Source organism: Kitasatospora sp. NPDC059160 (genome assembly GCF_042755465.1).
Lineage (GTDB): Bacteria > Actinomycetota > Actinomycetes > Streptomycetales > Streptomycetaceae > Kitasatospora.
In genome coordinates, this window is sequence record NZ_JBHZCN010000134.1 from 1 (window position 1) to 22,765 (window position 22,765).

The window sequence follows — 22,765 nt, forward strand, 5'->3', positions numbered from 1 at the left end:
TGGCACGCTGTTGAGTTCTCAAGGAACGGACGCTTCCTTCGGACCGCCTTCCAGCGGGCCCTCCGGGCGCTTCGTTCTTTCGTGTTTCAAGCTTACCAGATGTTTTCCGCTCCGTTTTTCGGGGCTTTGTCATCCAACTCGCTGGTGTCTTCTGCGGCTTGACGCCCCGTCCGACGTTTCAAACTCTAGCCGATCCCCGCTCCGAAAAGCGAATCCGGCCGCAATCCGATAAACAGCGCACGCCGAATAAGCACCGAGCCGAGACGCGAAAAAGCGAAACGACCGGCACGAACCGGAAGTGGTGTTTCAAGGGATTGGCCGCCTCAGGACCGTGCGCGCAGATGCGTGTCCGGTGCTCCCTGTCGGGCAGCTCGAAGAACTGTACGCGCATCTGAGTCCGGATGCAAACGGCCTGCAAAAGGGGGGAGGCCGGACCCCGGGGAGAGGGGTCCGGCCTGCCCAGTGCGAGAGCTCGGCGAGCCCTGCGGGCTCAGCTGTTGGTGGGGAAGCCGAGGTTGATGCCCCCGTGCGAGGGGTCCAGCCAGCGCTGGGTCACGGCCTTGCCGCGGGTGAAGAACTGGACGCCGTCCGGGCCGTACGCGTGGGCGTCGCCGAACAGCGAGGCCTTCCAGCCGCCGAAGGAGTAGTAGGCGACCGGCACCGGGATCGGCACGTTGATGCCGACCATGCCGACCTCCACCTCGAACTGGAAGCGCCGGGCCGCGCCGCCGTCGTTGGTGAAGAGGGCGGTCCCGTTGCCGTACGGGTTGGCGTTGATGAGCGCCAGGCCCTCGTCGTAGGAGGCGACGCGCACGACGGAGAGGACCGGGCCGAAGATCTCGTCGTTGTAGACGGACATGCCGGGCTTCACGTGGTCGAACAGCGTGGGGCCGAGCCAGAAGCCGTCGGCGGTCGGGCTGCCGTTCCTGTCCTCGGCGGTGACCGGGTGCTTGCGGCCGTCCACGGCGAGCTCGGCGCCGTCGGCGAGGCCGGACTCCACGTAGGAGGTGACCTTGTCACGGTGCTGGCCGGTGACCAGCGGGCCCATCTCGGAGTCGCCGTTGCAGCCGGGGCCGACCTTCAGGGTGGCGATCCGCTGCTTGATCTTGTCGACCAGCTCGTCGCCGATCGGGTCGACGGCGACCAGGACGGAGACCGCCATGCAGCGCTCGCCAGCCGCGCCGAAGCCGGCGTTGACGGCGGCGTCGGCGGCGAGGTCGAGGTCGGCGTCGGGCAACACAAGCATGTGGTTCTTGGCGCCGCCGAGGGCCTGGACGCGCTTGCCGTAGCGGGTGCCGGTCTCGTACACGTAGCGGGCGATCGGGGTGGAGCCGACGAAGCTGACGGACTTGACGTCCGGGTGCTCCAGCAGGCGGTCGACGGCCACCTTGTCGCCGTGCACGACGTTGAAGACGCCGTCCGGCAGGCCGGCCTCCTTCCACAGCCCGGCCAGGAAGTTGGCCGCGGACGGGTCCTTCTCGGAGGGCTTCACCACGACGGTGTTGCCGGCCGCGATGGCGATCGGGAAGAACCACATCGGCACCATGGCCGGGAAGTTGAACGGCGAGATGATCGCGACCGGGCCGAGCGGCTGGCGGATCGAGTAGACGTCGATGCCGGTGGAGGCCTGCTCGGTGAAGCCGCCCTTGACCAGCTGCGGGATGCCGCAGGCGTACTCGACGACCTCCAGGCCGCGGGCGATCTCGCCCAGCGCGTCCGAGTGCACCTTGCCGTGCTCGGACACGATGATCTCGGCGAGCTCGTCCCGGCGGGCGTTCAGCAGCTCGCGGAAGGCGAAGAGCACCGTGCTGCGCCGGGCCACCGAGGCGGTGCGCCACTCGGCGAAGGCCGAGGCGGCGGCGGCCACGGCCTGGTCGACCTCGGCGATCCCGGCGAAGTCGACCTGGCCGGCGACCTGGCCGGTGGCCGGGTCGAAGATGTCGCCGCGGCGGGGCGCCGCACCGGCGGTGGCGACCGACCGGCCGCCGATCCAGTGGGTGATGTGCTTGCTCAAGTCCGTCTGCCTCCGAAGTCCCGGGCGGCGTCCTGCCACCGGTCCGGTCTGGCGCCGCCCGCGAGAGGGTCGGGCGACGGAATTCACGGGGCTACCGCGCTCGTCCCCCAGTCTGGTCGCCTCCGGAGTGCGGCTCAACGAACAGGCTGACGGGGATCGCGGATTCAGCCTTACAGGTCGTCCGGTCGCTGCGCCGAACGGGTGGGGCCACGGCCCGGGCGGCTCAGGACTCCTCGTCCTCCAGGTACGGGTCGTGCAGCCCGTCCGCCGCCTCCCGGGTCTCCAGCAGGTCCAGCCGCAGGTCCTGCGCCCAGGCCAGCGCCCACCGCTTGAGCCCGTCCACGGCGCCGGCCTCGACACCGCGGGCACGGAACCGGCCGTCCGCCGCCTCGGCCAGCGTCTCCAGCCGGTCGGCGAGCCCGCTCGGCTGGAAGTCCGGGTCCAACTCGGCGGCCAGGGCGAGCAGTTCCCCTTCACGGTAGTTGCGGGTGAGGGCGTGCACGTCGATCAGGTCCCGCGGCATGCCCCGGTCGACCAGCAGCGCGGTGGTGAGGGCGGCCGCGTCCTCCAGGGCCACCACCGGCAGCACCAGCGGGGGCCCGTCCGCCTCCGGGGCGCCGAAGTCCAGCCGGACCGGCCGGTGGCCGAGCGGCTCCTTCCGCAGCTCCACCGAGTGGGTCCGCCCGCCCAGCGCCAGCCGTACGGTCAGCTGTTCCAGCCGCGGCGTGCCGGGCCGCTCGGCGACCCCGCCGCCCGCCGCGCGGTACGCCCCGGTCAGTGCGGCGGCCACCTCGGGCAGGTCGGCGCCGCCGGTGGCCAGGGTGAGTCCGTCCTGCCGGCAGGCCGGGACCCCGTGGGCGCGCAGCGCGTGCCCGCCGGCCAGCGCCAGCCCGTACCGGGTGCAGACGGGCTCGGCGAGGGCGGCCAGGCGCAGCTGGGCGGGGCCCGGCCGGAGGGAGGCGTCGACGGCGTGCGGGGCGGTGGTCACGCCTCCAGTCTGGCCCGGGCACCCGCCCCGCGCGCTGCCACCCGCCAAGCGCCCGCGAACCGGCGCTCGCCACCGCGACCCGCCCGCGACCCGCCACCCACCGCCTGCGAACCGCCCCCGGCGCCCCCGGCCCCCGCGCTACCGGCCGCCGAGCCCGGCCGCCGCCTCGTGCAGGGCCAGCTCCAGCAGCACCGGGTCGTTGAGCCGCCCGGACCCGTCGGGCGGCACCAGCCAGCGCACGCCCCGGCTGCGGCGCCGGGGGTGCGGGACGACGATCCAGGTGCCCTCCCCCGCGCAGCGCACCCCGGTGCCGACCCAGCGGGCGGCGGTGCCGACGGGCACCAGGAAGCTGACGTGCTCCTCGCCGAAGTCGGTGAGGACCGGGCCGCAGAAGCCGGTGTCCAGCACGTCCAGTGCCGGTCGCCCGAGCCGCCCGGGGACGGCGAGGACGTCCCAGCGGCGCCCGGCCGGTAGCAGGACCAGGCCCAGCCCGGTGCGTTCCCACTGCTCCCGGAAGTCCTCCGGGTCCGCTGCCACCTGGGCGAGCCAGTGCAGTCCGGTGCTCTCCATGTCGTGTCCCCGCTCCTCGCCGTTTCCTACGGTCGGACGCGGCGGGAGTGCGAGACCCGCCGTCACCGAGGAGAGGCGGACGGCGGGTCCCTCTTACACGGGTCGCGGGAGATACCCCCGATCGGTGGCGGTCAGCTGTCGAAGCCGAGCCCCATCCGGTCGAGGGTGCGCAGCCAGAGGTTGCGGTGGCCGCCGTTGCGGTCGGCGTGCTCCAGCGAGCGGGTGGTGATCTCGATCCCGGCCCAGCGCACCGGTTCGGGCGGGAACGGCAGCGGCTTGGAGCGCACCATGTCCAGCGAGGTGCGCTCGGTGCGCTCGCCGGCCAGCAGGTCGAGCATCACCTCGGCCCCGAAGCGGGTGGCGCCGACGCCGAGCCCGGTGTAGCCGACGGCGTAGGCGACCTTGCCCCGGTAGGCGGTGTCGAAGAAGGCCGAGAACCGGCTGCAGGTGTCGATGGCGCCGCCCCAGGCGTTGGTGAAGCGCAGCCCCTCCAGCTGCGGGAAGCAGCGGAAGAAGTGGTTGGCCAGGGTGCGGAAGGTCTCCGGGCGCTGGTCGTACTCGTGCCGGACGTGGCCGCCGTAGTGGTAGACGGCGTCGTAGCCGCCCCAGAGGATCCGGTTGTCGGCGGACAGCCGGAAGTAGTGGAACTTGTTGGCGCTGTCGCCGAGCCCCTGCCGGCCGCGCCAGCCGATCGAGGCGAGCTGCTCGTCGCTGAGCGGCTCGGTCATCAGGGCGTAGTCGTACACGGGGACGACGTACGGACGGACGCGCTTGAGCAGGGACGGGAAGACGTTGGTGCCGAGCGCGACCCTGCGGGCGAAGACCCGGCCGTACGGGGTGCGGGCGGCCATGCCGCTGCCGTGCTCGCGCAGTTCGGTGGCCCGGGTGTGCTCGAAGATCCGGACGCCCAGGCCCAGGCAGGCCTCCTTGAGGCCCCAGGCGAGCTTGGCGGGGTGGACCATCGCCACCCCGTCCTTGTCCCAGAGGCCGCCGAGGAAGGTCGGCGAGTTCACCTCGGCGCGCAGCTGGTCGGCGTCCAGGACGGTGAGGTCGAAGCCGTAGCGGGCGACGGCCTCGGCGACCTCGTGCAGTTCCTCGACCTGGTGCGGCTGGGTGGCGACGTCGATCTCGCCGGTGCGCTCCCACTCGGCGTCGATGCCGTAGCGCTTGAGGGTGGCCTCGATGCCGTCCAGGTTGGCGGCGCCGAGGCGTTCCAGCTGGGCGAGTTCGGAGGGCCAGCGCTCCAGGCCGTTGCCGAAGCCGTGGGTGAGGCTGGCCGCGCAGAATCCGCCGTTGCGCCCGGAGGCGGCCCACCCGACCTCGTTGCCCTCGACCAGGACGACGTCCAGCGAGGGGTCGCGCTCCTTGGCGATGAGCGCGGTCCACAGTCCGGAGTAGCCGCCGCCGACGACCAGCAGGTCGCAGGTGGTGTCGCCGACCAGGGCGGGCAGCGCCTCGGGCCGGCCGGGATCCTCCAGCCAGAAGGGGGTGGGCCTGGCGTCACTGAGTGCGCGGGCGGAATCCATGCATTATCAGCCACTTTCCACGAATAGGTGATGGTACGTACCACCGCTGACCGACCGTACGTCAGGCGGTGGCCTTGCGGCGGTTGCCGAGCCACTGGCCGGCCACGGTCAGCGCGACCGCGGCCGCGAACATCGCGGTGCCGATGACGTTCACCTGCACCGGGATGCCGCGCTGCGAGGCGCCCCAGACGAACATCGGGAAGGTGACCGTGGTCGGGCCCGAGTTGAACTGGGTGATGATGAAGTCGTCGAAGGAGAGCGCGAAGCTGAGCAGCGCGCCGGCGGCGATGCCGGGGGCGGCCAGCGGGAGGGTGACCCGCAGGAAGGTCTGGACGGGGGTCGCGTAGAGGTCCTGGGCGGCCTGTTCGAGCCTCGGGTCCATGCTCATCACGCGGGCCTTGACCGCCGTCACGACGAAGCTCAGGCAGAACATGACGTGGGCGATGAGGATAGTGGTGAAGCCGAAGGGGATGCGCATGTTGAGGAACAGCGTCCCCAGCGAGGCGGCCATGACGACTTCGGGCATGGCCATCGGCAGGAAGATCATCGCGGTGGTGGCCGAGCGGCCGCGGAAGCGGTAGCGGGCCAGCGCGAAGGCGACCATGGTGCCGAGCACGGTGGCGCCGATGGTGGCGAGCACCGCGATCTGCAGGCTGAGCGAGAGCGACTGGCACATGTCGGCCACGCCGCAGGGGTTGGTCCAGGCGTCGGTGGAGAACTCGTTCCACTCGTAGTTGAACTTGCCGACCGGCTTGTTGAACGAGAAGGCCAGCACGACCAGGTTGGGCAGCACCAGGTAGGCCAGGGCCAGCAGGCCGGCCAGGACCACCAGGTGGGCGCGGACCCACTTCAGGATGCGGGACATCAGACCAGTTCCTCCGTCCCGGCCTTGCGCATGTAGACCGTCACCATGCCCAGGATCAGGGCCATCAGGATGAAGCTCAGCGCTGCCGCCGTGGGGTAGTCGAGCACGTTCAGGAACTGCTTCTGGATGCCGTTGCCGACCATCTGCTCGCTCGGCGAGCCGAGCAGCTGGGCGTTGATGTAGTCGCCGGAGGCGGGGATGAAGGTGAGCAGGGTGCCCGCGACCACGCCCGGCAGCGAGATCGGGAAGGTGACCTTGCGGAAGGTGGTGAACGGCCGGGCGTAGAGGTCGCCGGCCGCCTCGTGCAGCCGGGGGTCGATCCGCTCCAGCGAGGTGTACAGCGGGAGGATCATGAACGGCAGGAAGTTGTAGGTGAGGCCGCAGACCACGGCCAGCGGGGTGGCGAGCACCCGGTCGCCGGAGGTGAGCCCGACGGCGTTGGTGAGGTCCAGGACGTGCAGGGTGTTGAGCGCGCCGACCACCGGTCCGCCGTCGGACAGGATGGTCTTCCAGGCCAGCGTGCGGATCAGGAAGCTGGTGAAGAACGGCGCGATGACCAGGATCAGGATGACGTTGCGCCAGCGCCGGCTCGCCTTGAAGGCGATGGTGTAGGCCAGCGGGTAGCCGATGGCCAGGCAGAGCACGGTGGCGATGGCCGCGTAGGAGAACGAGCGGACGAAGTGCCACTTGTACTCGACCAGGGCGTCCCAGTAGGTGGAGACGTGCCAGGTGACCTTGAAGCCCGCCTCCAGCGAGCCGGTCTGCAGCGAGGTGGACGCCTGGTAGACCATCGGCACGGCGAAGAAGACGACCAGCCAGGCGATGCCGGGCAGCAGCAGCCAGTACGGGGTGAGCTTGCGCCTCGGCTTCGGCGCGGGTTCGCCGAGCGGACTGCGGTCCGGAGGCGTGGCCCGGGGGGCGGCCGCCGGGGTGGTGGTGGTCATGCGGCCTCCTCCGCGGTGCCCGCGTCGATCGCCTGCGCGGCGTCCAGGGCGAAGGAGTGCGCCGGGTTCCAGTGCAGCTGCACGGGGGCGCCGGGGACGATCCGGGCGTCGCGCTCCATGTTCTGCTCGAAGACGGTGACCTCCTGGCCGCCGTCGGTGCGCACCACGTACTGGGTGGAGACGCCGATGAAGCTGGAGTCGAGCACCGTGCCGGCGAGCCGGTTGCGGCCCTCGGCGACCGGCTCGGAGGCGTGGCTGATGGTGATCTTCTCCGGGCGCACGCCCAGGTGGACCAGCTTGGCCTCGGTGGCGCAGCGCGCCCTCGGCACCGCGAGCCGGGTGCCGGCCACGGTGAGCAGCAGGTCCTCGCCCGCGCCGCCGGTGACCTCGGCGGGGAGCAGGTTGGACTGGCCGAGGAAGTTGGCCACGAAGGTGGTGCCGGGGTTCTCGTACAGGTCGGCGGGCGCGCCGAGCTGCTCGACCCGGCCGCCGTTCATCACCGCGATGGTGTCGGCCATCGTCATGGCCTCCTCCTGGTCGTGGGTGACGTGCACGAAAGTGATGCCGACCTCGGTCTGGATCCGCTTGAGCTCCAGCTGCATCTGGCGGCGCAGCTTGAGGTCGAGGGCGCCGAGCGGCTCGTCCAGCAGCAGCACCTGGGGGTGGTTGATCAGGGCGCGGGCGACCGCGACGCGCTGCTGCTGGCCGCCGGAGAGCTGGTGCGGCTTGCGCCGGGCGTACTGGCCGAGCTCGACCAGTTCCAGCATCGACTCGACCTGCTTCTTCACGTCCTTCTTGCCGCGCCGGCGCAGGCCGAAGGCGACGTTCTCGAAGATGTCCAGGTGCGGGAAGAGCGCGTAGCTCTGGAAGACGGTGTTGACCGGGCGCTTGTACGGGGGCAGCGCGGTGACGTCCTGGCCGCCGATCAGGACGGTGCCGCTGGTGGGCTCCTCCAGGCCGGCGATCATGCGCAGGGTGGTGGTCTTGCCGCAACCGGAGGCGCCGAGCAGGGCGAAGAAGGAGCCCTGGGGCACGGTCAGGTCGAGCGGGTGGACGGCGGTGAAGGAGCCGTAGGTCTTGCCGATGCCGGTGAGGCGGACGTCGCCACCGGCCGCGGCGCGCAGCTGGTCTGTCATGGGGTGTCTTCCTGGGTCTTTCTGCCGGCAGTGTCTGGTGGACGCGTGGGGGTCAGGCGCCGATGAGCTTGGAGAACTTCTGCTCGAAGTCGCTCTCCTCGCCCTCGGTGAGGGTGCGGAACACGTGCGCCTTGACCGCCATCTCGGGGGTGGGTACGACCAGCGGGTTGGCCGCGCTGTCCGGGGCGAGGGTGGCGAGCTCGTCCTTCATCCCGGTGACGGCGGAGACGTAGCCGATGCCCGCGACCAGCTGCGCCGCGATCTTCGGCTGATAGTAGAAGTCGATCAACTTCTCCGCGTTCGCCTTGTGCCGCGCCTTGGCCGGGACCAGCATGTTGTCGGTCGAGGCGAGGTAGCCCTTCTCCGGGATGACGAACTCGATGTCCGGGTTGTCGGCGCGCAGTTGGATCAGGTCGCCGCCCCAGGCGACGCAGGCGGCGATGTCCCCGGAGGACAGCTCCTGGCCGTAGTCGTTGCCGGTGAAGCGGCGGATCTGCTTGTCGTCCACGGCCTTCTGCATCCGGGCGATCGCACCGGCGTAGTCGTCGGCGGTGAACTTCGCCGGGTCCTTGTCCATGTCGAGCAGGACCATCCCGATGCTGTCGCGCATCTCGGAGAGGAAGGTGACCCGGCCCTTGAGCTCGGGGTCGTCCAGCAGCTGGGCGACGCTGGTGACCTCCTTGCCCTTGGTCGCCTTCCGGTTGTAGGCGATGACGGTCTGGATGCCGGCCCAGGGGTAGGTGTAGAGCCGGCCCGGGTCCCAGTCGGGGGCGCGGAAGCGGGCCTCGACGTTGGTGATCGCGGTGGTGACGTTCGCCGGGTCGAGCTTCTGCGCCCAGCCGAGCCGGATCAGCCGGGCGGCCATCCAGTCGGTGAGCACCACCAGGTCGCGGCCGGTGTCCTGGCCGGCCGCCAGCTGCGGCTTGACCTTGCCGAAGAACTCGACGTTGTCGTTGATGTCCTCGTTGTACTTGACCTTGATGCCGGTGGCCGCGGTGAAGGCGTCCAGGGTGCCGTGCTTCTCCTTGTCCTTCTCGTCGGTGTCGATGTACAGCGGCCAGTTGGAGAAGTCGACCTCCTTCTCGCTCCCCGAGTGGTCCTCGGCGGCGTTGGCGGTCGAGTCACCGGTCGTCCTGGGGGCGGCCGGGATGCCGCAGGCGGCCAGGGTGCCCGCCCCGGCGGTCAGGGCGGCGGCGCGCAGCAGGGTGCGGCGGCCGACCGCGGCCCGACCGCTGGTCAGACTGCGTTCCCAGGCCCTGCGGACCGGTTCGGGCAGACCGTCGGTGAGCTCGTTGAACGCCTTGAACGCCATGGAACGGGCCTCCTGGGGGAAGAAGGGTGCGTGGGGGGAGCACCCGGGGCCTGCGGGGGGGGGTTACCGGTCTCCGAAGACGGTGCGGTGCCAGTCCTTGCGGGCCACCGCGGTGGTGTCGAACATGACGTGCTTGACCTGGGTGTACTCGTCCAGCGAGTACTGGGACATGTCCTTGCCGTAACCGGACGCCTTGTAGCCGCCGTGCGGCATCTCGCTGATGATCGGGATGTGGTCGTTGACCCAGACGCACCCGGCGGCGATCTCCCGGGTGGCGCGCAGCGAGCGGTGCACGTTGCCCGTCCAGGCGGAGGCGGCCAGGCCGTACGGGGTGTCGTTGGCGAGCCGCAGGCCCTCGTCGTCGCCGTCGAAGGGCAGCACCACCAGCACCGGGCCGAAGACCTCGCCCTGGACCACCTCGCTGTCCTGGGCCGCGCCGGTGATCAGGGTCGGCGCGTGGTAGGCGCCCCGGGTGAGGTCGAAGCCGTCGTGGCCCTTGTCCGGTGCGGGGCCGCCGGTGACGACGGTGGCGTAGGAGCGGGCGCGCTCGACGAACCCGGCCACCCGGTCCCGGTGAGCGTAGGAGACCAGCGGGCCGAGGTCGGTGTGCGGATTGCGGGGGTCGCCGATCCGGACGGCCGCGAAGAGCTCGGCGACGCCGGCCACGAAGGCGTCGTAGAGCGGGCGCTGGACGTACGCGCGGGTGGCGGCGGTGCAGTCCTGGCCGCCGTTGATCAGCGAGGCGGCGACGGCGCCGTGCACCGCGGCGTCCAGGTCGGCGTCGTCGAAGACCACGAACGGGGCCTTGCCGCCGAGTTCCAGGTGGGTGCGCTTGACGCTCGCGGTGGCGAGTTCGGCGACCCGCCTGCCGACGGCGGTGGAGCCGGTGAAGGAGACCATCGCGACCCCCGGGTGGGCGACCAGGTGCTCGCCGGCGGTGCGCCCGGCGCCGGTGACCACGTTGACCACGCCGTCCGGGATGCCCGCCTCGGTGCAGGCCCGGGCGAACATCACCGAGGTCAGCGGGGTCAGCTCGGCCGGCTTGAGGACGATGGTGTTGCCCGCCGCGATCGCCGGGAGGATCTTCCAGGCGGCCATCTGCAGCGGGTAGTTCCACGGCGAGATCGAGCCGACCACGCCGATCGCCTCGCGCCGGACGTAGGAGGTGTGGTCGCCGGAGTACTCGCCGGCCGCCTTGCCCTCCAGGTTGCGGGCGGCGCCGGCGAAGAACGCGGCGTTGTCGACGGTGCCGGGGACGTCGAACTCGGTCGCCAGCTTCACCGGCTTGCCGGTCTGCGCGGTCTCCACCCGGGCGAGGTCGTCGGCGGTCGCGCCCAGGACGGCGGCCAGCCGGGTGAGCGCCTCGGACCGGGCCCCCGGGGTGGCCGAGGACCAGCCGGGCAGGGCGTCCCGCGCGGCGGCGACGGCGGCGTCCACGTCCCCGGCGGTGGCCAGCGCGACCTCTTCGACCACCGTGCCGTCGGCGGGGTTGACGACCTGGAAGGGCTCGCCGCTCCCCCGGGCCTGACGGCCCGCGATGTACTGCGCGCCCGCGCCGAAGTCGGTCAGGTCCATCTGGGTTCCTCCAAGTGCCGGCGGTTCGACCGCGCTGCGGCGAAACGCTTCCGCGGTGGGGGTCTGCGGTCCCGCTGACCTTGCCAACTGCGGGGTTGACGTGACAAGGGTCACTTCGACAGTCTCGACACGAAGGGCCTTACAGAGTGCAAGGCTCCTCGCAGGGCAACAGGTCGTCGCGACGATGCATGATTCACCTGACACTCTGTCCCCTCCACCTCCTCCCCTCCCACCTCCCCCGCCCTGGAGGCCCGCGATGCTCCCCACCGTCGCCCGTGTGCTCGACCTGGAGGTGATGCGGCGCGGCCTGCCCCAGGTCGTGGCCGGCGCCGACCGCCTGGAGCGACCGGTCCGCTGGGTGCACGTCAGCGAGCTGCCCGACGTCGCCGGCGTGCTGCAGGGCGGCGAGCTCGTGCTGACCACCGGCATCGCGCTGCCCGAGGACCGCGAGGGCCTGGCCCGCTACGTCCGCGACCTGGACGAGGTCGGCGTGGCCGGCCTGGTGGTCGAGTTCGGCCGGCGTTACTTCGACTCGCTCCCGCGCGCCCTGGTGCACGCCGCCGAGCAGCGCGGACTGCCGCTGATCGCGCTCCGCCGCGAGGTGCGCTTCGTCGCCGTCACCGAGGCCGTGCACGCCCTGGTGGTGAACGCCCAGCTGGAGCAGCTGCGGGTCTCCGAATCGGTCCACCAGGTCTTCAACGAGCTGGTGGTCGAGGGCGCCGAGCCGCCCGAGGTGATCCGCCAGGTGGCCCGGATGGCGGGCGCGCCGGTCGTCCTGGAGAACCTGGCCCACCAGGTGCTCGCCCACGACAGCGCCGGACGCCCCGAGGCCGAGCTGCTGGAGGACTGGGAGCGCCGCTCGCGCGGGGTCCGCCCGCCCGGCCGGACCGGCCACGACCCGCGCAGCGGCTGGCTGGTGACCACCGTCGGCGCCCGCGGCCAGGACTGGGGCCGGCTGGTCCTGGTGCTGGAGCCGGGCCCGTTGGCGGAGGGCGAGGCCCACCCCCACGCCATGCTGCTGGAGCGCGGCGCCTCCGCGCTGGCGCTCAACCGGCTGGTGGTGCGCGACCGGGAGAGCCTGGAGCGGCAGACCCACCGCACCCTGCTCTCCGGCATCCTGACCCACGCGCTGACCGTCTCCGAGGTGGCCCTGCGCGCCCAGGCGCTCGGCGTCCCGCTGGAGGGCCGGCGGCTGGTCGGCGTGGTGCTGCGCCAGCGCCGCGGGCCGATCCCGGCCGCACTGGAGGCCCAGGCCCGGCTGCGCGACTTCACCGAGCTGGCGGCCGGCGCGGTGCGGGCCAGCCGGCTCTCCGCCCTGGTCGGCGCGCTGGACGACGAGGGCGTCGGACTGCTGATCGCGCTCGGCGCCCAGCAGGACGAGCACTCCGCGCTGGAGGCCTTCTCGGCCACCCTGCGCCGGATGTCCGCCGAGTCCGGCCGGGAGCCCGCCGACACCCCGGGGCCGGTCGTCGCGGTCGGCTCCTCGGTCGGCTCGGTCCGCGACGCCCGGCGCACCCTGCTGGAGGCCGCCCAGGTCGCCGACGCGGCCCTGCACGACGCGCCCGGCGGGGGCAGGACCGCCTCCTACTACCGGCTGCCGGACGTCCGGCTGCGCGGCCTGCTCCACCTGCTGCGCGACGACGCCCGCCTGCAGACGTACGTGGAGCGGGAGTTGGGCCCGCTGCTGGCCCACGACGCCGAGCACAACGGCCAGTTGGTGCAGATGCTGCGGATCTACCTGGAACAGGGCCGGAACAAGTCGGCGGCGGCCGACGCCGCCCACCTGTCCCGGCCGTCCTTCTACGACCGGCTGCACAAGGTCGAGCGGATCCTCGGAGTCGACCTCGACCAGGTGGAGTCCTGCCTCTCCCTGCACGTGGCCCTGCTCGCGCTGGACGCCGTACGCCGGTAGGGCCGGGCTGCGTCACTCCCCGGTACCCCTCACACCCCGGTGATGCGCCCCCAGACCTTGTGCAGCTCCGGCCGCTCGGCCGAGGTGACGTCCCGCATGCTGCGCAGCCGGGCGCGCATCTCCTCGGTCGGGAACACCAGCGGGTTCTCGGCGAGTTCGGCCTTGTCCTTGTCCCCGCTGTCCGCCAGCACCTCGCGGGCGGCCGGAACCGGGCAGATGTACTGGACGGCCGCGGCGAGTTCGGCGGCCACCTCGGGCTGGTAGTAGTAGTCGACCAGCAGCTCGGCGTTGCGCTTGTGGACGGCCCGGTTGGGGATCATCAGGCTCTCCGCCCACAGCTCGCCGCCCTCCTCCGGCACCACGAAGGCGATGTCGGGGTTCTCGGCGGTGAGCTGGACGGCGTCACCGGAGTAGGCCTGGCAGGCGATCGCCGCTCCGGAGGCGAGGTCGCTGGTGTAGTCGTTGCCGGTGAAGCGGCGGACGTGCCCGGTGTCGACCATCTTCTGCACCAGGTCCATCGCCTTGTGCGCGTCGTCGTCCCCGAACCGCGCGATGTCCGCGCCCTGGGAGAGCATCAGCAGCCCGAGCGCCTCGTCCAGCCCGGCGAACAGCGTGATCCGGCCCTTGAGGTCGGGCGCCCAGAGGTCGGCGGTGGACCGGAGCTCCCGGCCGAGCGCCTTGCGGTTGTACGCGATGCCGGTGATCCCGGACTGCCAGGGCACGCTGCGCCGGCGCCCCGGGTCGAAGACCGGGTTCGCCAGCTGCGGGTCCAGGTTGGCGGTGACGTTGGGCAGGCCGGCCCGGTCCATCTCCTGCACCCAGCCCAGCGAGACGTACCGCCCGGCCATCCAGTCGCTGATCACCATCAGGTCCCGGCCCGGGTCGGCGCCCTGGGTGAGCACCGGGCTGATCTTGCCGAAGAACTCGTCGTTGTCGTTGATGTCCTCGGTGTAGGTGACCGCGATCCCGGTCCTCTCGCTGAACGCGTCCAGGGTCGGGCGCTTCCCCTGGTCGTCGGTGTCGATGTACTGCGTCCAGTTGGAGAAGTTCAGCCGCTTGTCGTGCTCCGAGCGGTCCGGTGCCGAACGGCGGTCCTCGGCGACGTACGCGGACGGGATGCCGCAGCCGGTCAGTGTGCCGGCGCCGAGCAGCGCGGCCCCGCCGAGCACCGAACGCCGGCGGATGACGGGGGTTTGGGAGGAGCGTCGGGGCAGGGTGGAGCTGCGGGACATGGGAGGCCTTCCGGAGCGTGGAACGGCCCCGGGAACACGCGGGTGCGCCCGGGGCCGTCCTGGTAGGTACGTCAGACGGTGTGCGCGTCGGCCAGCGACAGCGCCTCGTCCAGCACCGCGAGGCCGGCCTTGGCCTCCTCCTCGGTGACGGTGCACGGCGGGACGACGTGGAAGCGGTTCATGTTGACGAACGGCCAGAGCCCGCGCTGCTTGCACGCGGCGGCCAGCTCGGCCATCGGCGCGTTGGCGGCGCCCGCGGCGTTGTAGGGGACGAGCGGCTCCCTGGTCTCCCGGTCCTTCACCAGGTCGAGCGCCCAGAACACGCCGAGGCCGCGCACCTCGCCGATCGAGGGGTGCCGCTCGGCCAGCTCGCGCAGGCCGGGGCCGAGCACCGTCTCGCCGATGTGCTTGGCGTTCTCGACGATGCCCTCCTCCGCCATGGCGTTGATGGTGGCCACCGCCGAGGCGCAGGCCAGCGGGTGCCCCGAGTAGGTGAGCCCGCCGGGGAACGGCCGCTCCGCGAAGGTGGCGGCGATCTCGGCGCTGATCGCCACGCCGCCCAGCGGGACGTAACCGGAGTTGACGCCCTTGGCGAAGGTCAGCAGGTCCGGCACCACGCCCCAGTGGTCGGCGGCGAACCACTCGCCGGTGCGGCCGAAGCCGGCCATCACCTCGTCCAGGACGAACACGATCCCGTGGCGGTCGCAGATCTCCCGCACTCCGGCCAGGTACCCCGGCGGCGGGACCAGGATGCCGGCGGTGCCGACCACCGTCTCCAGGATGACCGCCGCCACCGTGCCCGGTCCCTCGAAGGCGATCACCTGCTCCAGGTGCGCCAGCGCGCGCTCGCACTCCTGCGCCTCGTCCTCGGCGTGGAAGTTGGAGCGGTAGGCGTACGGGCCCCAGAAGTGCACCACGCCGGAGACGCCGGTCTCGTTGGCCCAGCGCCGCGGGTCGCCGGTGAGGGCGATCGCGTTGGCGGTGGCGCCGTGGTACGAGCGGTAGGTGGAGAGCACCTTCTGCCGGCCGGTGTGCAGCCGGGCCATCCGGACGGCGTTCTCGACCGCCTCGGCGCCGCCGTTGGTGAAGAAGATCTTGTCCAGGTCGCCCGGGGTGCGCTCGGCGATCAGCCGGGCCGCCTCGCTGCGCGCCTCGACCGCGAAGCCGGGGGCGATCGTGCAGAGCTTCGCCGCCTGCTCCTGGATCGCGGCGACCACCTTCGGGTGCTGGTGCCCGATGTTGGTGTTCACCAGCTGCGAGGAGAAGTCGAGGTAGCGGTTGCCGTCGTAGTCCCAGAAGTACGAGCCCTCGGCGCCGGCCACCGCGAGGGGGTCGATCAGCGCCTGGGCGGACCACGAGTGGAAGACGTGCGCGCGGTCGGCGGCCTTGACCGCCTTTCCGGCGGCTGAGTCAGCGGTGGGGATGCTCATGCCGGTAAGGCTAGGGCCGAGCGCCCCCGAAGTGCAGTTTCATCCTGTCAGCCGGACGCACGACCCGCCGACAGGGTGCAAAGCGACAGGGCCCGGGTCGAAAAGACCCGGGCCCCTTGTCAGTTCAGCCGATTGATCAGATCGCAGTCATGACGTGCTTCACCCGGGTGTAGTCCTCGAAGCCGTACGCCGACAGGTCCTTGCCGTAGCCGGACTTCTTGAAGCCGCCGTGCGGCATCTCGGCGACCAGCGGGATGTGGGTGTTGATCCAGACGCAGCCGAAGTCCAGGCGGCGGGACATCCGCATGGCGCGGGCGTGGTCCTTGGTCCAGACCGAGGAGGCCAGCGCGAACTCGACGCCGTTGGCGTACTCGACGGCCTGCTCCTCGTCGGTGAACTTCTGCACGGTGATGACCGGGCCGAAGACCTCGTTCTGGATGATCTCGTCGTCCTGCAGCAGGCCGGAGACGACGGTCGGGGCGTAGAAGTAGCCCTTGTCGCCGACCCGGTGGCCGCCGGCCTCGACCTTGGCGTGGGCGGGCAGCCGCTCGATGAAGCCGGACACCTGCTTGAGCTGGTTGGCGTTGTTCAGCGGGCCGTAGAGCACGTCCTCGTCGTCCACGCCGCCGGTCTTGGTCTCGGCCGCGGCCTTGGCCAGCGCCTCGACGAAGGCGTCGTGGATCGACTCGTGCACCAGCACGCGGGTGGCGGCGGTGCAGTCCTGGCCGGCGTTGAAGTAGCCCGCCACCGAGATGCCCTCGACGGCCTCGGCGATGTCGGCGTCCTCGAACACGACGACCGGGGCCTTGCCGCCCAGCTCCAGGTGGACCCGCTTGACGTCCTTGGAGGCCGACTCGGCGACCTGGATGCCGGCCCGGACGGAGCCGGTGATGGAGGCCATCGCCGGGGTGCGGTGCTCGACCATCAGCTTGCCGGACTCGCGGTCGCCGCAGATGACGTTGAAGACGCCGGCCGGCAGCTCCAGGTCCTTGAGGACGCCGCCGATGATCTCGGCCAGCAGCACGGTGGAGGCCGGGGTGGTGTCCGAGGGCTTGAGGACCACGGTGTTGCCCGCGGCGATGGCCGGGGCGAACTTCCAGACCGCCATCATCATCGGGTAGTTCCACGGCGCGACCTGGGCACAGACGCCGACCGGCTCGCGGCGGATGATCGAGGTCATGCCGTCCATGTACTCGCCGGCGGCCTTGCCCTCCAGCAGTCGGGCGGCACCGGCGAAGAAGCGGAGCTGGTCCACCATCGGGCCGATCTCCTCGGAGAGGGTCAGCGCGCGGGGCTTGCCGGTGTTGCGCACCTCGGCGTCGACGATCTCGTCGGCCCGGACCTCGACCGCGTCGGCGATCTTGAGCAGCAGCTTCTGCCGGGTGCTCGGGGTGGCGTCGCGCCAGACCGGGAAGGCGGCGGCGGCCGAGGCCATGGCCGCGTCCACGTCAGCGGCGCCGGACAGCGGCGACGTCGCGTAGACCTCGCCCGTGGTCGGGTCGACGATGTCGAGCGTGCGGCCGTCAGCCGCGTCGACGAACTCACCGTTGATGTAGTTGCGCAGCGTGCGAAGGTCGCTCACGGGTCTCTCCTCGGTCTGGGCCTGCGGCATTGCAGATTCCGGCGCCATGGTACGTCGACGGATCCGGCCTACGAAGGGTGCCGAGTGGCCCGGCCGGGAGCGGCGCGGTCCACTGGTGGCGGAATGCGCGGCGCCCTGCGGGGGCGCGCGCGTACCGTGCCAGAGTAGCCGCAGGACTGCCGGGATCGACAGGCGCGGTGCGCGTCCGCGATGAAATCCGCATGGGATTTCCGGGAGCACGACGAAATCAGCAGTTTCCACGCTTGCGAACAGGGGAACGATCAGGCACAGTGGCCGCGTGGCCAACCGCGACCGGAACGCGAGTGTTCCCCTCGACGCCGCCTCCAAGGCGATCATCGAGCAGCTCCAGGAGGACGGGCGCCGCCCGTACGCCGCCATCGGCAAGGCCGTCGGCCTGTCCGAGGCAGCCGTACGGCAGCGCGTCCAGAAGCTGCTCGACCAAGGCGTGATGCAGATCGTCGCCGTCACGGACCCGCTCACCGTCGGCTTCACCCGCCAGGCGATGGTCGGAATCCGGGTCGAGGGCGACATCGAGCCCGTCGCCGACGCGCTGGCCGCCCTCGACGAGGTCGACTACGTCGTCTGCACCGCAGGCTCGTTCGACCTCCTGGCCGAGCTGGTCTGCGAGGACGACGAGCACCTGCTCGAAATGATCAACAAGCGCATCCGCGCGCTTCCCGGCGTGCGGAGCACCGAGAGCTTCGTTTACCTGAAACTCCGGAAACAGACCTACACCTGGGGCACCCGATGACAGCCGACCCGGCCCAGAAGGACCTTTCCAAGACCGCCTACGACCACCTGTGGATGCACTTCACCCGCATGTCGTCGTACGAGAACTCCCCCGTACCGACCATCGTCAAGGGCGAGGGCACGTACATCTGGGACGACAAGGGCCGGAAGTACATCGACGGCCTGGCCGGCCTGTTCGTCGTGCAGGCCGGTCACGGCCGCACCGAGCTCGCCGAGGTCGCCGCCAAGCAGGCCAAGGAACTCGCGTTCTTCCCGATCTGGAGCTACGCGCACCCCAAGGCCGTCGAGCTGGCCGAGCGCCTGGCCAACTACGCCCCGGGCGACCTCAACAAGGTCTTCTTCTCCACCGGTGGCGGCGAGGCCGTCGAGACCGCCTGGAAGCTCGCCAAGCAGTACTTCAAGCTGATCGGCAAGCCGACCAAGTACAAGGTCATCTCGCGCGCCGTCGCCTACCACGGCACCCCGCAGGGCGCCCTGTCCATCACCGGCCTGCCGGGCCTCAAGGCCCCGTTCGAGCCGCTGGTGCCGGGTACCCACAAGGCGCCGAACACCAACATCTACCGCGCCCCGGCCTTCCTCGAAGGCCCGGACGGCACCGTCGACCCCGAGGCGTACGGCCGCTGGTGCGCCGACGAGATCGAGGTCGCCATCCTCAACGAGGGCGCCGACACCGTCGCCGCCGTCTTCGTCGAGCCGGTGCAGAACGCCGGTGGCTGCTTCCCGCCGCCGCCCGGGTACTTCCAGCGCCTGCGCGAGATCTGCGACCGCCACGACGTGCTGCTGGTCTCGGACGAGGTCATCTGCGCCTTCGGCCGCCTCGGCACCATGTTCGGCGCCGACAAGTTCGGCTACGTGCCGGACATGATCACCTGCGCCAAGGGCATGACCTCGGGCTACTCCCCGATCGGCGCCACGATCATCTCGGACCGCATCGCCGAGCCGTTCTACAAGGGTGACAACACCTTCCTGCACGGCTACACCTTCGCCGGCCACCCGGTCTCCTCGGCCGTGGCGCTCGCCAACCTCGACATCTTCGAGCGCGAGGGCCTGAACCAGAAGGTCCTCGACAACGAGGCCGCCTTCCTGGGCACCCTGAACAAGCTGCGCGACCTGCCGATCGTCGGCGACGTCCGCGGCAACGGGTACTTCTACGGCATCGAGCTCGTGAAGGACAAGGTCACCAAGGAGTCGTTCAACGACGACGAGGTCGAGCGCGTGCTCTACGGCTTCCTGTCGAAGGCCCTCTTCGACAACGGCCTGTACTGCCGTGCCGACGACCGTGGCGACCCGGTCATCCAGCTGGCCCCGCCGCTGATCTCCGACCAGTCGACCTTCGACGAGATCGAGCAGATCCTGCGGACCAGCCTCACCGACGCGTGGGCGAAGCTCTGATCCCCTGAGCCCTCTTCCCCACCCTCCGCCGAAGGGCGGTCCCGCACCCGCGGGGCCGCCCTTCGGCGTTCACACAACGCCACGCAACATCACAGTCGTACGACCAAACATGCCTGAATGCGGGTGATTTGCCCGTGATGGACCAGAGCGCCGCAACCGCGACCGGCCCCGGTCGTTCTAATCTGACGACTGTCATATCCCTGCGGCCACCCAGGATGGAACCTCATGTCAGCGGCACCGCCTGACAACGACGTGCTGTGGGCCCGAGGGATCGTCAAGTCCCACGACGGCACCCCCGCCCTGCGCGGCATCTCCATCGGCGTCCGCGAGGGCGAGGTGCTCGCCGTCACCGGCCCGCGCGGCTGCGGCAAGAGCACCCTGCTCGGCTGCCTCTCCGCCCAGCTCCCGGTCGACGAGGGCGAGGTCTGGTTCAACAGCTCCCCCGTCCACACCCTCGGCCGCGCCGGACGCGAACGGCTGCGCCGCGACCGCTTCGGCTTCGTCGGCTCCGAACCCCACCTGGTGCCCGAGCTCAGCGCCCGCGAGAACGTCGCCCTGCCGCTGCTGCTCGCCGGCGCCGGCAACAAGGCCGCCTACACCGCCGCCGACGAGTGGCTGGAGCGCCTCGACGTCGGCGACATCGGCCGCCGGCGCCCCGACCGGCTGGTCCAGAGCCAGCGCCAGCGGGTCGCCGTGGCCCGCGCCCTCGCCCCGCTGCCGCCCGTCGTCTTCGCCGACGACCCCACCGCCCCGCTGCACCGCGAGGCCGCCGACCAGGTCCTGCGGATACTGACCAGCGCGGCCCGCTCGCACCAGCTCACCCTCGTCCTGGCCACCCACGACCCCGAGCTCGTCCGGTTCGCGGACCGCTCCGTCGCCCTCGTCGACGGACGGCTCACCGCCCCCGCCGCCCCCGTCCCGCGCGGCGCCGCCGCCCCGGCCGCGACCGGTGCCTCCGCCGTCACGGCCACCCGCCGCTGACCGCCTCCAGTCGCTGACAGAGCCGAGCCGCTGAAAGAGTCGACGTGTTCTACCTCCGTCTGGCCCGGGGCTACCGGGTGACCGACCTCGGCCGCTGGCTGCTCACCACACTGGCGGCCGCCGCCGTCGCCGCCTTCCTGCTGCGCTCCCTCGGCCGTGCGCTGAGCGACCCGCTCGGCGGCGCCGACGCGCTGGCACGACTGCTCTGGTGCCTGCCGCCGCTCGCCGCCGTCGCCTGGTTCGCGGCCGTCGCCGCCCGCTCGGTGCCCGCCCGACGGCCCGAGCGGATCGCCGGCCTCACCGCCGCCGGGGCCGGCTCCCGCCGGATCCGCACCCTGATCGCCGGTGAGGTCGCCCTCGCCTGCACCCTCGGCAGCGTGCTCACCCTGCTGCTCTTCCTGGTGCTGCGCAACGACATCGCCGGTCCCTCGCTCGCCCCCGACCTCGGCATGGGGGTGCCGCTGCCCGCGGCCGCACCGGTCACCCTGCTCGCGCTCGTCCCGCTCACCGCAGGCCTCGCCGCCGGCTTCTCGGTGCCCGTCGCCGAAACCCTGCCCGGCGGCCGCGCCCGCGGCCGCACCGGCTTCGGCCCGCTGCGGATCGCCGTACCGGTCGGACTCGTGGTGATCGGCGCCGCGCTCGAACTCATCGCCCTGCGGCCCGGCGCCCCCGCCGACGGCCGTCCGATCCACCTGCCCGCCGGCCTCGGCACCACCAGCACCGCCGCCCTCGGCGGCTGGGCCGGCGGCGCGCTCGGCCTCGCCCTGCTCACCGGCCCGCTGCTCGCCTGGACCGGACGGCTGCTCGCCCTCGGTCGGCCCACCCCGCTGCGGCTGCTCGCCGGACGCGGCCTCACCGCCCAGGCCCGTCGGCTCGGCCCGCCGCTGGCCGTGCTCACCCTGGTCGTCGCCCTGGTGCTGACCACCGTCCGCTACTGGATCGGCACCCCCGACAGCGCCGACGCCCTGCCCGCCGTCGAGGCCTGCCTGGTGCTCGGCTGCACGGTCGCCGCGGTGATCGCCCGGCTCGCCGAGGTCCGCACCGACCGCCGGGAGATCACCGAGTCGCTGCTGCGCCTCGGTGCCTCGCCCCGGCTGCTGTTCGGCGCGGTCGCCCTGCGCACCCTCGCGGTGGGCACCACGCTGCTGCTGACCGGCGGGGCGACCGCCGCGCTGGCGGCCGCCGGACTGCGATAGGGCGTGCCTCGTGGATCAGGCCGGGCACCCCGGCCTGATCCCACAAGACACGCCCTGGCCCCCGGGAGGCTCCTACCCGGCTCCTCAGCCCGCCGCGGCGAGCTGGCCGCAGGCGCCGTCGATCTCCTGGCCGCGGGTGTCGCGGACGGTCGTCGGCACGCCGTGCGACTGGAGCCGACGGACGAACTCGCGCTCGTCCTCCGGCCGGGAGGCGGTCCACTTGGAGCCCGGGGTCGGGTTCAGCGGGATCAGGTTGACGTGCACCCGGTGGTTCTTGATCAGCCGGCCGAGCAGGTCGGCACGCCAGGCCTGGTCGTTGATGTCCTTGATCAGCGCGTACTCGATGGAGATCCGGCGGCCGGACTTCTCCGCGTAGTTCCACGCGGCGTCCAGCACCTCGGCGACCTTCCACCGGGTGTTCACCGGGACCAGCTCGTCGCGCAGCTCGTCGTCAGGCGCGTGCAGCGACAGCGCCAGGCGGCAGCTGAGGCCCTCGTCCGCCAGCCGGTTCATGGCCGGCACGAGGCCGACCGTGGAGACCGTGATGCCGCGCTGGGACAGGCCGAAGCCGTCCGGGGCCGGGTCGGTCAGCCGGCGGATCGAGGCCAGCACCCGGTTGTAGTTGGCCAGCGGCTCGCCCATGCCCATGAAGACCACGTTCGACAGCCGCGCCTCGCCACCGGGGATCTCGCCGGCCTTGAGCGCGCGCATCCCGGCGGCGATCTGCTCGACGATCTCGCCGGTCGACAGGTTGCGGGTCAGCCCCGCCTGGCCGGTGGCGCAGAACGGGCAGTTCATGCCGCAGCCGGCCTGCGAGCTGATGCACATGGTGACCCGGTCCGGGTAGCGCATCAGCACCGACTCGACGAGCGTGCCGTCGAACAGCTTCCAGAGCGTCTTGCGGGTGGTGTCGTCGTCGCAGGAGACGTGCCGCACCACCGACATCAGCTCGGGCAGCAGGCCCTCGGTCAGCTTCTCCCGGCTGGCGGCGGGGATGTCCGTCCAGCTCGCCGGGTCGTTCGACATCCGGCCGAAGTAGTGGTTCGAGAGCTGCTTGGCGCGGAACGCCTGCTCGCCCAGCTCGGCGACGGCCTCCTTGCGCTCGGCGGGGCTCAGGTCGGCGAGGTGTCGCGGGGGCTTGGCGCCGCGCGGCGCGACAAAGGTGAGTTCTCCGGGCTTAGGCATGGTTGTTCCAGTGTCGCAGACGCGCGGGGGCCCCGGACGCCTGGCGTCCCGGGGCCCCCGCCCGGGACGGGGGGGGGGGGGGGGTGCACCCCCCCCAAGCCCGCCCCCCCCACCCCACCCCCCCCAAACACCCCAAACCACAAACCACCATCCC

General features: G+C 71.8%; 18 protein-coding genes. 5 read left to right on the forward strand and 13 right to left on the reverse strand.

Translation table 11 applies throughout. The features are described 5' to 3' along the window. Positions 1-490: 490 nt before the first annotated feature. From ACFXOZ_RS37315 to ACFXOZ_RS37355, 9 genes are all read right to left on the reverse strand, one after another. The gene (locus ACFXOZ_RS37315; protein ID WP_375891820.1) at positions 491-2,014 is read right to left on the reverse strand and encodes a CoA-acylating methylmalonate-semialdehyde dehydrogenase; all 1,524 of its coding nucleotides are present in this window, start codon (positions 2,012-2,014) and stop codon (positions 491-493) included. A 223-nt stretch (positions 2,015-2,237) separates the two neighbouring features. After that, a complete protein-coding gene (locus tag ACFXOZ_RS37320) occupies positions 2,238-3,002 on the reverse strand; it encodes a nucleotidyl transferase AbiEii/AbiGii toxin family protein (RefSeq protein ID WP_380527446.1) in 765 nt (254 codons plus the stop codon). A 138-nt stretch (positions 3,003-3,140) separates the two neighbouring features. Further along, the gene (locus ACFXOZ_RS37325; RefSeq protein ID WP_375891818.1) at positions 3,141-3,572 is read right to left on the reverse strand and encodes a hypothetical protein; all 432 of its coding nucleotides are present in this window, start codon (positions 3,570-3,572) and stop codon (positions 3,141-3,143) included. 131 nt (positions 3,573-3,703) lie between these two features. Further along, entirely contained in the window at positions 3,704-5,098 is a 1,395-nt protein-coding gene (locus ACFXOZ_RS37330) for an NAD(P)/FAD-dependent oxidoreductase (protein ID WP_380527444.1), read from the reverse strand. Positions 5,099-5,159: 61 nt separating this feature from the next. Continuing rightward, entirely contained in the window at positions 5,160-5,963 is an 804-nt protein-coding gene (locus tag ACFXOZ_RS37335) for an ABC transporter permease (protein ID WP_375891815.1), read from the reverse strand. Next, positions 5,963-6,907, reverse strand: coding sequence for an ABC transporter permease (locus ACFXOZ_RS37340; protein ID WP_375891814.1), 945 nt, complete (start codon positions 6,905-6,907; stop codon positions 5,963-5,965). Before ACFXOZ_RS37340 ends, ACFXOZ_RS37335 begins: the two co-directional genes overlap by 1 nt. Then, a complete protein-coding gene (locus tag ACFXOZ_RS37345) occupies positions 6,904-8,043 on the reverse strand; it encodes an ABC transporter ATP-binding protein (RefSeq protein ID WP_380527441.1) in 1,140 nt (379 codons plus the stop codon). The genes ACFXOZ_RS37340 and ACFXOZ_RS37345 overlap by 4 nt, the downstream gene beginning before the upstream one ends. 52 nt (positions 8,044-8,095) lie before the next feature. After that, the gene (locus tag ACFXOZ_RS37350; protein WP_375891811.1) at positions 8,096-9,355 is read right to left on the reverse strand and encodes a spermidine/putrescine ABC transporter substrate-binding protein; all 1,260 of its coding nucleotides are present in this window, start codon (positions 9,353-9,355) and stop codon (positions 8,096-8,098) included. Between the two features lie 63 nt (positions 9,356-9,418). Beyond that, positions 9,419-10,930, reverse strand: coding sequence for a gamma-aminobutyraldehyde dehydrogenase (locus ACFXOZ_RS37355; protein ID WP_380594388.1), 1,512 nt, complete (start codon positions 10,928-10,930; stop codon positions 9,419-9,421). A 256-nt stretch (positions 10,931-11,186) separates the two neighbouring features. On the opposite strand from ACFXOZ_RS37355, the gene ACFXOZ_RS37360 reads away from it, so the two are divergent. After that, on the forward strand, positions 11,187-12,842 hold the full coding sequence (locus ACFXOZ_RS37360) for a PucR family transcriptional regulator (RefSeq protein WP_375891807.1): 1,656 nt from the start codon (positions 11,187-11,189) through the stop codon (positions 12,840-12,842). A 29-nt stretch (positions 12,843-12,871) separates the two neighbouring features. On the opposite strand, the gene ACFXOZ_RS37365 is transcribed toward ACFXOZ_RS37360, so the two are convergent. The 3 genes from ACFXOZ_RS37365 to ACFXOZ_RS37375 all read right to left on the reverse strand — a co-directional run bounded on the left by ACFXOZ_RS37365 (position 12,872) and on the right by ACFXOZ_RS37375 (position 17,116). Continuing rightward, the gene (locus ACFXOZ_RS37365; protein WP_380527432.1) at positions 12,872-14,074 is read right to left on the reverse strand and encodes a spermidine/putrescine ABC transporter substrate-binding protein; all 1,203 of its coding nucleotides are present in this window, start codon (positions 14,072-14,074) and stop codon (positions 12,872-12,874) included. 71 nt (positions 14,075-14,145) lie between these two features. After that, positions 14,146-15,504, reverse strand: coding sequence for an aspartate aminotransferase family protein (locus ACFXOZ_RS37370; RefSeq protein ID WP_380527429.1), 1,359 nt, complete (start codon positions 15,502-15,504; stop codon positions 14,146-14,148). 136 nt (positions 15,505-15,640) lie between these two features. Beyond that, on the reverse strand, positions 15,641-17,116 hold the full coding sequence (locus tag ACFXOZ_RS37375) for a gamma-aminobutyraldehyde dehydrogenase (RefSeq protein ID WP_380594390.1): 1,476 nt from the start codon (positions 17,114-17,116) through the stop codon (positions 15,641-15,643). A 268-nt stretch (positions 17,117-17,384) separates the two neighbouring features. On the opposite strand from ACFXOZ_RS37375, the gene ACFXOZ_RS37380 reads away from it, so the two are divergent. From ACFXOZ_RS37380 to ACFXOZ_RS37395, 4 genes are all read left to right on the forward strand, one after another. Then, the gene (locus ACFXOZ_RS37380) at positions 17,385-17,858 is read left to right on the forward strand and encodes an Lrp/AsnC family transcriptional regulator (RefSeq protein ID WP_030306695.1); all 474 of its coding nucleotides are present in this window, start codon (positions 17,385-17,387) and stop codon (positions 17,856-17,858) included. Beyond that, positions 17,855-19,249: an aspartate aminotransferase family protein gene (locus ACFXOZ_RS37385; RefSeq protein ID WP_363555973.1), complete on the forward strand. Its 1,395-nt coding sequence runs from the start codon at positions 17,855-17,857 to the stop codon at positions 19,247-19,249. Before ACFXOZ_RS37380 ends, ACFXOZ_RS37385 begins: the two co-directional genes overlap by 4 nt. A 225-nt stretch (positions 19,250-19,474) precedes the next feature. After that, positions 19,475-20,230, forward strand: a complete 756-nt coding sequence (locus ACFXOZ_RS37390) for an ABC transporter ATP-binding protein (RefSeq protein WP_375891803.1) — start codon at positions 19,475-19,477, stop codon at positions 20,228-20,230. A 44-nt stretch (positions 20,231-20,274) separates the two neighbouring features. Then, positions 20,275-21,426 carry a hypothetical protein gene (locus tag ACFXOZ_RS37395; RefSeq protein WP_375891801.1) on the forward strand — a complete coding sequence of 384 codons (1,152 nt, stop codon included), beginning with the start codon at positions 20,275-20,277 and terminating at the stop codon, positions 21,424-21,426. Between the two features lie 84 nt (positions 21,427-21,510). On the opposite strand, the gene rlmN is transcribed toward ACFXOZ_RS37395, so the two are convergent. Then, positions 21,511-22,611 (reverse strand): 23S rRNA (adenine(2503)-C(2))-methyltransferase RlmN, encoded by a 1,101-nt coding sequence (gene rlmN, locus ACFXOZ_RS37400; protein ID WP_375891799.1) that lies wholly within the window; start codon positions 22,609-22,611, stop codon positions 21,511-21,513. Positions 22,612-22,765 lie beyond the last annotated feature (154 nt).

Bases quoted from the DNA above. Each gene is read 5' to 3' on its own strand.
- ACFXOZ_RS37375 (WP_380594390.1), bottom strand. From the start codon at position 17,116: ATGCCGCAGGCCCAGACCGAGGAGAGACCCGTGAGCGACCTTCGCACG.
- ACFXOZ_RS37355 (WP_380594388.1), bottom strand. From the start codon at position 10,930: ATGGACCTGACCGACTTCGGCGCGGGCGCGCAGTACATCGCGGGCCGT.
- ACFXOZ_RS37325 (WP_375891818.1), bottom strand. From the start codon at position 3,572: ATGGAGAGCACCGGACTGCACTGGCTCGCCCAGGTGGCAGCGGACCCG.
- rlmN (WP_375891799.1), bottom strand. From the start codon at position 22,611: ATGCCTAAGCCCGGAGAACTCACCTTTGTCGCGCCGCGCGGCGCCAAG.
- ACFXOZ_RS37330 (WP_380527444.1), bottom strand. From the start codon at position 5,098: ATGGATTCCGCCCGCGCACTCAGTGACGCCAGGCCCACCCCCTTCTGG.
- ACFXOZ_RS37385 (WP_363555973.1), top strand. From the start codon at position 17,855: ATGACAGCCGACCCGGCCCAGAAGGACCTTTCCAAGACCGCCTACGAC.
- ACFXOZ_RS37360 (WP_375891807.1), top strand. From the start codon at position 11,187: ATGCTCCCCACCGTCGCCCGTGTGCTCGACCTGGAGGTGATGCGGCGC.
- ACFXOZ_RS37390 (WP_375891803.1), top strand. From the start codon at position 19,475: ATGTCAGCGGCACCGCCTGACAACGACGTGCTGTGGGCCCGAGGGATC.
- ACFXOZ_RS37350 (WP_375891811.1), bottom strand. From the start codon at position 9,355: ATGGCGTTCAAGGCGTTCAACGAGCTCACCGACGGTCTGCCCGAACCG.
- ACFXOZ_RS37370 (WP_380527429.1), bottom strand. From the start codon at position 15,504: ATGAGCATCCCCACCGCTGACTCAGCCGCCGGAAAGGCGGTCAAGGCC.
- ACFXOZ_RS37365 (WP_380527432.1), bottom strand. From the start codon at position 14,074: ATGTCCCGCAGCTCCACCCTGCCCCGACGCTCCTCCCAAACCCCCGTC.
- ACFXOZ_RS37340 (WP_375891814.1), bottom strand. From the start codon at position 6,907: ATGACCACCACCACCCCGGCGGCCGCCCCCCGGGCCACGCCTCCGGAC.
- ACFXOZ_RS37345 (WP_380527441.1), bottom strand. From the start codon at position 8,043: ATGACAGACCAGCTGCGCGCCGCGGCCGGTGGCGACGTCCGCCTCACC.
- ACFXOZ_RS37335 (WP_375891815.1), bottom strand. From the start codon at position 5,963: ATGTCCCGCATCCTGAAGTGGGTCCGCGCCCACCTGGTGGTCCTGGCC.